The sequence below is a fragment of the Kamptonema formosum PCC 10802 genome (genome assembly GCF_000332335.1).
In the GTDB taxonomy this organism is placed as follows: domain Bacteria; phylum Cyanobacteriota; class Cyanobacteriia; order Cyanobacteriales; family Oscillatoriaceae; genus Oscillatoria.
Map to the genome: position 1 here is coordinate 5,299,312 of NZ_KB235948.1, position 2,048 is coordinate 5,301,359.

The 2,048-nt window shown below is 55.6% G+C and carries 2 protein-coding genes; both read left to right on the forward strand.

The features are described 5' to 3' along the window. Window positions 1-1,121: DUF11 domain-containing protein (locus OSC10802_RS0123260; protein ID WP_232731735.1), on the forward strand; the 1,121-nt coding region annotated here is incomplete at its 5' end. After that, window positions 1,084-2,048 (forward strand): Ig-like domain-containing protein (locus OSC10802_RS41410; RefSeq protein ID WP_232731736.1); only part of this gene is annotated, 965 nt, incomplete at its 3' end. The genes OSC10802_RS0123260 and OSC10802_RS41410, both read left to right, overlap by 38 nt.

The window sequence follows — 2,048 nt, forward strand, 5'->3', positions numbered from 1 at the left end:
TTACTCTTCTCAATCCTCCAAGTACCCATCCCCTGGGAGTATCCACAGCCTTCTTCGATGACACTAACTATAAAACTAAAAATGGAACTTCTGTGAGCGTAACAACCTGCGGGACTCCACCTGCAGGCGATCCTGCATTCCCAAAACGAAGTAACCCTATCAACGGTTTTGATTCTGTTAATCAAGCCTCTTATCGCGCTTTCGGTAACTTACCGGGTATTAATGCTGGTACGTCCTGCAATGGGGACTTTGGCGATGCAAAAGGGTTAGACCTGTGGACTTATTTTCCCGGTCTGTCTCCGAAAGGAACGCTCAACATCGTCGGTTTTCCCGACCTAACCATAGCCAAAACCCACACCGGCAACTTCACCGCCGGTGGACAGGGAACCTATACCATCAGCGTCAGCAACGCCGCCAATGCCGGTCCGACAACAGGTACAATTACCGTCACAGATACCTTGCCGAATGGCTTGACATTTGTGTCAGGAAGTGGTAGTGGATGGACTTGCAGCGCCAGTGGACAGACCGTCACCTGCACAAATGCGGGCCCATTAGCAGCCGGTGCCAGCAGCACCATCACCCTGACAGTCAATGCCACAGCAGCGGGGAACGTCATCAACTCAGCCAGCGTATCCACCCCAGAAGAAACCAACACCGGCAACAACAGCGCCACTGACAGCACCACAATTGTCAACCCCGCACCCGACCTAACCATAGCCAAAACCCACACCGGCAACTTCACCGCCGGTGGACAGGGAACCTATACCATCAGCGTCAGCAACGCCGCCAATGCCGGTCCGACAACAGGTACAATTACCGTCACAGATACCTTGCCGAATGGCTTGACATTTGTGTCAGGAAGTGGTAATGGATGGACTTGCAGCGCCAGTGGACAGGACGTCACCTGCACAAATGCGGGCCCATTAGCAGCCGGTGCCAGCAGCACCATCACCCTGACAGTCAATGCCACAGCAGCGGGGAACGTCACCAACTCAGCCAGCGTATCCACCCCAGAAGAAACCAACACCGGCAACAACAGCGCCACTGACAGCACCACACGTAACCGCACCCAACACCCCGCCGGTGGCAGAAGACAAAACCGCGCCGGCAACCGCGAATAACGTCATAGCAGACGTCCCAACCCTTACCGGCACAGACACAGACGGCACCGTCGTGTCATACACCATCAGTACATTGCCTGACATAAGTCAAGGCAAACTATTCTTAAATGGAGTGGAAGTAACTGCAGGGCAAATCCTCACCCCCGCACAAGCCGCGCAGCTGAAATTCCAGCCCAACCCCAGCTTCACCGGCAGCGCCACATTCACCTACAGCGCCACCGACAATAGCGGTGCAGTTGATGCCACACCGGCAACCGTCACCATACCCGTAACCGCACCCAACACCCCGCCGGTGGCAGAAGACAAAACCGCGCCGGCAACCGCGAATAACGTCATAGCAGACGTCCCAACCCTTACCGGCACAGACACAGACGGCACCGTCGTGTCATACACCATCAGTACATTGCCTGACATAAGTCAAGGCAAACTATTCTTAAATGGAGTGGAAGTAACTGCAGGGCAAATCCTCACCCCCGCACAAGCCGCGCAGCTGAAATTCCAGCCCAACCCCAGCTTCACCGACAGCGCCACATTCACCTACACGGCGACAGATAACGACGGGGATTCCGACACCACACCGGCAACCGTCACCATACCCGTAACCGCACCCAACACCCCGCCGGTAGCAGAAGACAAAACCGCGCCGGCAACCGCGAATAACGTCATAGCAGACGTCCCAACCCTTACCGGCACAGACACAGACGGCACCGTCGTGTCGTACACCATCAGTACATTGCCTGACATAAGTCAAGGCAAACTATTCTTAAATGGAGTGGAAGTAACTGCAGGGCAAATCCTCACCCCCGCACAAGCCGCGCAGCTGAAATTCCAGCCCAACCCCAGCTTCACCGGCAGCGCCACATTCACCTACAGCGCCACCGACAATAGCGGTGCAGTTGATGCCACACCGGCAACCGTCACCATACC